This window comes from Ruegeria sp. CE8, from assembly GCF_056537465.1.
The window spans coordinates 241441-249051 of the sequence record NZ_JBQFRP010000007.1; the positions used below are offsets into that span (position 1 = coordinate 241441).

Sequence of the window (7611 nt, forward strand, 5' to 3'; positions counted from 1 at the left end):
GCAATGGAGGATGATATGAAACATCTGCTGATTGCTGCGGGACTACTGAGTGCAACTTCGGCCATCGCCGCCGACAAGCCTCAGCTGACCGTATACACCTATGACAGCTTTGTATCCGATTGGGGGCCCGGCCCGCAGGTAAAAGAAGCTTTTGAAGCGACCTGCGAATGCGAACTGAACCTTGTGGGTGTCGAAGATGGTGCCGCGCTGTTGTCGCGTGTCCGGCTTGAGGGTGAAAACTCTGACGCCGACGTGGTGCTGGGTCTGGACACAAACCTGATTGCCGCAGCCCGGGAAACCGGTCTGTTTGCACCCAGTTCCGTCTCTGCGGACTTCGCACTTCCGATCGAATGGACCGACGAAACGTTCACCCCGTTTGACTGGGGCTATTTCGCGTTTGTCTACAACGCAGACGCGTCGGCACCTGCCAACTTCAAGGAACTGGCAGACAGCGACACCAAGATCATCATTCAGGATCCCCGCTCGTCCACCCCCGGTCTGGGCCTGCTGATGTGGGTCAAAGCGGCCTATGGCGACCAAGCGCCCGAGATTTGGGCGGGTCTTGCCGATAACATCGTGACCGTCACCAAAGGCTGGTCCGAGGCATATGGTCTGTTCCTTGAGGGTGAGTCGGACATGGTACTTAGCTACACAACCTCGCCAGCTTACCACCTGATCGCCGAAGAAGACGCAAGCAAAGCAGCAGCAGCCTTTGATGAAGGCAACTATCTGCAAGTCGAAGTGGCGGCAAAGCTGGCCGGAACCGATCAGCCCGAACTGGCGGATCAGTTCCTGGAGTTCGTGGTGTCGGATGCGTTTCAGCAGATCATCCCGACGACCAACTGGATGTATCCGGCCGTGACCCCGGCAACAGGTCTGCCCGAGGGTTTCGAGACCCTGACCGTGCCGGCGAAATCGCTGCTGTTCTCACCCGATGAAGCCGCCGCCGTGCGGCACCAGGCTCTTGCGGAATGGCAGAACGCGCTCAGCCAGTAAGCCCATGGCCGGGTATCGGCGCGGCGGGTCTGGTCGCAACGCTGATACTGGGTACACTTGCGGCTGTCGCATTGCGCGCCGAAACCAGCGGCGGGTTCAGCCCCGCCGACTGGGCAGCATTGAAGTTCACGCTGATCCAGGCCACGCTATCCGCGCTATTCAGTGTCCTGCTGGCCGTTCCGGTGGCCCGCGCCCTTGCTCGTCGACGGTTCCGGGGCCGGCGCGCGTTGATCGCGCTTCTGGGCGCGCCGTTTATTCTTCCAGTCATCGTAGCCATCCTTGGGTTGTTGCAGGTCTTCGGGCGGTCTGGGTGGATTTCTGACCTTCTGGGTCTTTTTGGCCTGCCACCCATCCGCATTTACGGGTTGCACGGTGTTGTATTGGCCCACGTGTTTTTTAACCTGCCCCTGGCCACGCGCCTTGTTCTGCAGGCCTGGCAGGAAATTCCCGCTGAAAGATTTCGATTGGCTGCTCAACTGGGCTGCAACGGTGCGGCAATGTTCCGACTGATCGAACTGCCCATGCTCCTGCGTATTCTACCGGGCGTTCTGGCGGTGATCTTCGCCATTTGCCTGACCAGTTTTGCCGTTGCCCTCACTCTTGGTGGAGGTCCGCGAGCAACAACGATCGAACTGGCGATCTATCAGGCCTTTACCTACGATTTTGATCTCGGTCGCGCGGCGCTGCTTTCCGCGTTGCAATTGGCCCTGACTGCCGCCGCCGCATTCGCCGCGTTGAAGTTTTCGCGTGGAGATGGATTTGGAACGGGCCTGGATCGCGAAATACGCCGCTGGGACGGAGGAAAACCCACACTTGACGCATTTTGCATCCTCGCAGCGGCCACGTTTTTGCTTCTCCCACTCGCGTCAGTGGTAATCTCCGGTTTCGCAGGGTTGTTGGAAATGCCCGCGATGGTGTTTCGTGCAGCATTGACGTCAATCATTGTTGCGGCGGCCAGCACCGCCATTCTTCTGTTGCTTGCACTCCCGATGGCCGCTGCCGTGGCGACAGGACGGTACGGAATAGTGGAGCTTAGCGGCATTCTGGGGTTGGCGGCATCACCCTTGGTGATTGGAACTGGCTTGTTCATCCTGATCCGCCCGCTGGCGAACCCAGCGACACTCGCGCTGCCCGTGACAGCATTGGTGAATGCGGCAATGGCCCTGCCTTTTGCCCTGCGCATTCTTGTACCCGCAGCGCGTGACGCCGTTGCTCGGCATGGCAGGCTTGCGATCTCATTGGACATGGGCAAAGGGACATTTTTTGCGCGCATCCTGCTGCCCCGGATGCGTCCGCAAATCTGCTTTGCCGCCGGGCTTGGGGCCGCGTTGTCCATGGGTGATCTGGGCGTGATCGCGCTGTTTGCCGATCCGCAGATCGCAACCCTGCCCTTGCAGATTTACCGGCTGATGGGGGCTTATCAGATGCAGGCTGCCGCGGGGGGCGCGCTGCTGTTACTGCTGCTGTCGATGGGTGCATTCTGGCTTTTGGACCGAGGAGGGCGCTGGCATGCTGAAGCTTGACGGCTGCGTGATTGAAAATGGCAATTTCACCCTGCGCGCTGACATTCAGATCGGGGCTGGAACCAGCGCTGCCATTATCGGGCCATCCGGGGCGGGAAAATCCACACTTCTTGAAACCATCGCGGGGTTTCGAGACCTCAAGCAGGGCCAGATATTCTGGAAACACGAGTGTATCTCCAATCTGCACCCCGGTAAGCGCCCTTTGGCGATGCTGTTTCAGGACGGAAACCTGTTTCCGCATTTGACAGCCGAACAGAACATTGCCTTGGGCCTGCGCCCGAACGGTCGTCTTTCGAAAGATGAGGAAACACAGGTGCAGTCGGCACTCGACCGGGTCGCCCTGTCCGGGCTTGGCGGGCGGCGGCCTTCTGAACTGTCAGGCGGCCAGCAAAGCCGAGTCGCGTTGGCCCGAGTCCTTGTGCAGCGACGCGAGATTTTGCTATTAGACGAACCCTTCGCGGCGTTGGGGCCGGCCCTCAAGGCCGAGATGCTTGATCTCGTGGCCGATCTGGTAGCCGAGACCGACACCACCTTACTGATGGTCAGCCATGATCCGCAGGACGCGCGCCGCATCGCGCAACAAACGGTTCTTGTGGCGGATGAGATGGCGCATCCACCCGTCGTGACCGAGAAGCTTTTTGAAAATCCTCCGCCGAGCTTGCGAGCATATCTCGGTTAACAGCGACCTCGCCTGAATTATCCGTGTCGCATTGCAGGTCCGCAGGTTTTGGCCCCGCATTGAGTAAAGCGCGCGTTTTGCATCAACCTCTCACGCGAAAACGCTAGGTTAGGACTCCAACTGCGTTGAAACGAGCCGTCAAGCAAAATATCGTTCAAAAATGGTCACGGAAGACAAACATCTGGAACGCAGCGGCTTGGTCCAGGCCGGTAAGCGGGCAGACAGCCCTCGATCCAGAATCAAAATCAAAATCTCTGCACTGCTGGCGCTGGCCATCGGTGGACTGGTGGCGCTTTCGGCCGGAGCGGTGCTGTTAGTATCAACATACGCCAATGTTCAAAACACCACCGAGTTGCTGAACACTTCTGCTTCGATGATCGTCGAGTCGATTGAGGACAACATCTTCAGCCTGACAACGCCGATCGAGGAACTTGCGAAATCCCTGCAGAAAGACGCAAGCTCAGGTGACGTTGACCTGTCCGATACCGAATTTCTGGAGGCTTACTTCAAAGGTGTTGCAGCGTCGGCGCCTTATTTGACCGACCTTGCCGTTGTTTACCCGGACGGCCGTCTTTTCGTCACAACTCACATAGCTGGACCTGACGGGCCAACCTTTGTCTCTGAAAACGAACCCCCTGCTGCCGGGACGCTTCGGTTTCTGAAGGACGTTAAGGGTTATGACGGCCTGTTCTGGAACGAACCCTTTTTCGATCAGGGCAGAACGCACATCTCGGCGACAGTACCGGCCTATAAAAACGACGTTTTTCTAGGGGCTGTGCTTGTCTCCTCTACGGTGCACCATTTCTCGGACATTATCGGTGAGTTGGGCGGCAAATACGGTGCGACCGGGTTCATATTGTACGGAAGGAACCGCGTTTTGGCGCACCCAAAACTGCTGAACCTTTCGGCAACTGAGTTGACCTCGGACGCGCCCCTGCATTCGATCGCAGTACTGGACGATGCGGTCATCTCGCAGATGCTGAGACAAGCGCCTGAATTCCAGGGCACTGACCGCTCATTTGATGGGTATGTGGTCGAGGTTGCAGACAGTGAACAACTGGTTCTGACAAGCACCGTCTATGGGTTTGGTGCAGAGCCTTGGATCATCGGCCAGTATTCCCCGCTTAGCGATTGGAGCAATCAATGGTCGCGCCTGAGCGACGCGGCGTTGGTCAGTGGCGGGTTGCTTATCGCTTCCGTACTTGCGGCCCTGTTGTTGGCCAGAAGATTGGCAGCACCTATCCACCGGTCGACCGAAGAGGCAACGAAGATCAGTGAACTGAACTTGGATCAGATCGACTATCTGCCCCCTTCTCGTGTCGCGGAACTGAACTTGCAGGCTGCGGCTTTCAACAAGATGCTCGACGGGCTGCGCTGGTTCGAAACATACCTGCCCCGAACTCTGGTCCGGCAATTGCTGAAGACCGGAGACCCCGATGTTGTCGAACCACGCGAAGTTGAACTGACCGTCATGTTTGCCGACATCGTGGGTTTCACGGCGACCTCGGAATCCATGACACCGCAAGCTACGGCCGAGATGCTGAACCGGCACTTCGAGATCCTGAACCGCTGTATTCAGGCCGAGGGCGGCACCCTCGACAAGTATATCGGCGATGCTGCGATGGCGTTCTGGGGGGCACCTCGGGAACAGAAGGATCATGCCGAACGTGCCTGTCGTGCGGCCGTGGCCATCAAGCAGTCTCTGGCAGAGGCCGGGGTCAGCTATGGCGTCAAGATCGCCGTTCATACCGGGCCGCTTATTGTCGGAAACATCGGTGCTCTGGAGAGGATGAACTACACCGTCATCGGCGATACCGTGAATACCTGCGCCCGGATCGAAACTCTGGCCGGCGATCTGTCGACCGACGAGCAGACCAAGATTCTGATCAGTGATGCGACCGCAAAGCTGATCGGCGCGTCTTTCCATCTGGTTCATGTAGGCGAATTCCCTGTCAGAGGACGACAGGGTAAGGTGAACGTCTACCGACTTGATGACGCGCCCAACAACGGCGAGACGAAGGATCAACGTGGGCCTGAAGGTTGATCCGCAAAAAAATGCGGCTTGAAAGAAGGCACTCCTTCACATCATTCCGCTCGCCGCAATTGTTTCGGGGTCTTCCCGTACTCTGCCTTGAAAGTCTGTGCGAGTGTAGAGGTGGATGAGAATCCGCATGCAATTGCAATATCAATGACCGGCATCTGCGTGTTCGAGACCAGAGTATATGCCTTTTTCAACCGAAGCTTCCTGTAAAACTTGCCGGGTGATGTACCCAAATGCACCATGAACTGCCGTTCGAGCTGTCGGGTCGAAATGCCCACGCGTCGGGCTAGGCTGGCCGTTGGCAACGGGTGTTCGGTGTTCTCCTCCATGACGCGGATCGTGTTTTGAAGCCGCTTTTCAAGGAAGTTTGGATTGGCGCTCAGGCCTTTGGGCTGCTCCTGAGAATGGCCGCGAACGTTGTTCAGCATCAGTTGGCATGCCAACTCCGCACAATCCTGAGGCTCAAGCACCTCTGCAAGAATGCCGATAGTTGCCTCGGCTGCATGTCCATGACCGGCACAGGTCAGGACAGTTCCGTTTCGGGCGACAAGGTTTTCTGAAAGAGTCGGAAAATCCCCGATTTCCCGCAACAACCCGACATCCCGCCAATGCGTTGTAACAGGTCCCCCCTGCGGCGCTGTTGCCTTGATGTACTCTCTGGCCGCGTCCGAAAACAAAGCAACTGGTCGCTTGTGTTTCTGCATCGCCCGAACACGCCGCAACCAGGAATTGACGTCACCCATCTGGCCTCCGACAACGCACATACAGTCGCTGAGGTATTGGTCCGCGATTGCGGGTTTTGCCCGCACAATCAAGTCAGAGCAGCTGGACACCAGTCCGGGCGTGTCAGAGGTAATCTGCCATTGAAAGAGGTCGCGGTTGAGAACGTCATTTGCCGTTTGCAAAACGGCTATGATCGATGAGAGCTCAAGGTACGCAAACTCCGCCTGAACAAAAATCTCAAAGGTTATGTGTCGTTCGGTCTTCAATTTCGATGCAGGTTCTAACATTCGACTGTATCTTACTGTATTTGCCTGCGCGATGCCCCCAAAGTCAGGATGCGGTCGCCCTCATCGGTGGTTGAGGTCCCTGAACATCATTCGGCGAGCAGCTACTTTGAACCCATCATCAGATTGAAAGCAAGAAGCAAACGGGATGCTGTCCAACTCGACCGCTCTAACGTTTCTCACTTCAACCTGGCGCTTTTCAACGACGAAGCGCGGAGCCAGAACGACCCCGCGCCTTGGAACTTGTGATCTGTGGCGGCTCAGGCCGCAGCAATTTGACCGGCTTTTTCAACCAGTACTTCTGCCTGACGGATCGAGGCATAGTCGATCAGACGGCCATCCAGTGATACAGCGCCTTTACCCGATGCTTCGGCCTCGGCCATGGCAACCAGAATACGCTGTGCCTTGTTCACTTCCGCATCGGACGGGGACATGACTTCGTTGGCCAATGCGATCTGGCTGGGGTGAATGGCCCATTTGCCTTCGCAGCCCAACACCGCTGCGCGTTTGGCTGCGGCGCGGTATCCGTCCGGATCCTGGAAATCGCCGAAAGGTCCATCGATCGGGCGCAGTCCGTTGGCCCGCGCCGCGACCACCATGCGGGCCAGCGCGTAATGCCACATATCGCCCCAATGAGTCAGGCGACCGCCGTCGGCATCTGCGTCCGTCAGAACGGAATAGTCGGGGTTCACACCGCCAATGATCGTGGTCCGTGCACGGGTCGATGCCGCATAGTCGGCCACGCCGAAATGCAGGCTTTCGTTGCGCTTCGACGCGGCTGCGATCTCGCTGACATTCTGCATTCCCAGGGCGGTTTCGATGATGTGCTCAAACCCGATCCGCTTTTTGTAGCCCTTGGCGTCCTCGATCTGAGTCACCAGCATATCGACAGCATAAACGTCGGCGGCGGTGCCAACTTTGGGGATCATGATCAGATCCAACCGTTCACCGGCCTTTTCGACGACGTCTACAACATCGCGGTACATATAGTGCGTATCAAGCCCGTTGATCCGCACAGACATCGTCTTGGCACCCCAGTCGATATCGTTCAGCGCCTCAATGATGTTCTTGCGGGCTTGCTCTTTTTCGTCCGGCGCGACGGCATCCTCAAGATCAAGGAAAATGACATCCACGTCCGACTTGGCCGCCTTTTCGAACATACCCGGTTGACTGCCGGGGACGGCCAGTTCGCTGCGGTTCAGTCGGCCGGGGGCCTGTTCAATGGAGTGAAAACTCATGATTTGGTGTCCTTCGTCTTACAGGTTCGGGTAGATTGGGAAACGGGCGCAGAGTTCGGCGACTTCGGCTTTGACCTTTGCTTCGACCGCGCCGTTGCCGTCTTCGCCATTGGCAGCCAGTCCGTCG

6 protein-coding genes are annotated in these 7611 nt (G+C 57.5%); 4 read left to right on the forward strand and 2 right to left on the reverse strand.

What is annotated here, in order from left to right; all coding sequences use genetic code 11:
- The first annotated feature begins 15 nt into the window (after positions 1–15).
- The 4 genes from thiB to ACR0AA_RS13845 all read left to right on the forward strand — a co-directional run bounded on the left by thiB (position 16) and on the right by ACR0AA_RS13845 (position 5242).
- Entirely contained in the window at positions 16–996 is a 981-nt protein-coding gene (gene thiB, locus ACR0AA_RS13830; RefSeq protein ID WP_480756259.1) for a thiamine ABC transporter substrate binding subunit, read from the forward strand.
- Positions 972–2519, forward strand: a complete 1548-nt coding sequence (locus ACR0AA_RS13835) for an ABC transporter permease family protein (RefSeq protein ID WP_480664653.1) — start codon at positions 972–974, stop codon at positions 2517–2519. Before thiB ends, ACR0AA_RS13835 begins: the two co-directional genes overlap by 25 nt.
- The gene (locus ACR0AA_RS13840) at positions 2506–3198 is read left to right on the forward strand and encodes a thiamine ABC transporter ATP-binding protein (protein ID WP_480664654.1); all 693 of its coding nucleotides are present in this window, start codon (positions 2506–2508) and stop codon (positions 3196–3198) included. The genes ACR0AA_RS13835 and ACR0AA_RS13840 overlap by 14 nt, the downstream gene beginning before the upstream one ends.
- Positions 3199–3358: 160 nt before the next feature.
- Positions 3359–5242: an adenylate/guanylate cyclase domain-containing protein gene (locus ACR0AA_RS13845; RefSeq protein ID WP_480664655.1), complete on the forward strand. Its 1884-nt coding sequence runs from the start codon at positions 3359–3361 to the stop codon at positions 5240–5242.
- A 41-nt stretch (positions 5243–5283) separates the two neighbouring features.
- Here ACR0AA_RS13845 and ACR0AA_RS13850 read toward each other — a convergent pair whose 3' ends face one another.
- Positions 5284–6249 (reverse strand): GlxA family transcriptional regulator, encoded by a 966-nt coding sequence (locus ACR0AA_RS13850; protein ID WP_480664656.1) that lies wholly within the window; start codon positions 6247–6249, stop codon positions 5284–5286.
- 257 nt (positions 6250–6506) lie between these two features.
- Complete coding sequence (locus tag ACR0AA_RS13855) at positions 6507–7484, reverse strand: HpcH/HpaI aldolase/citrate lyase family protein (protein WP_480664657.1); 978 nt, start codon at positions 7482–7484, stop codon at positions 6507–6509.
- Between the last annotated feature and the right edge of the window lie 127 nt (positions 7485–7611).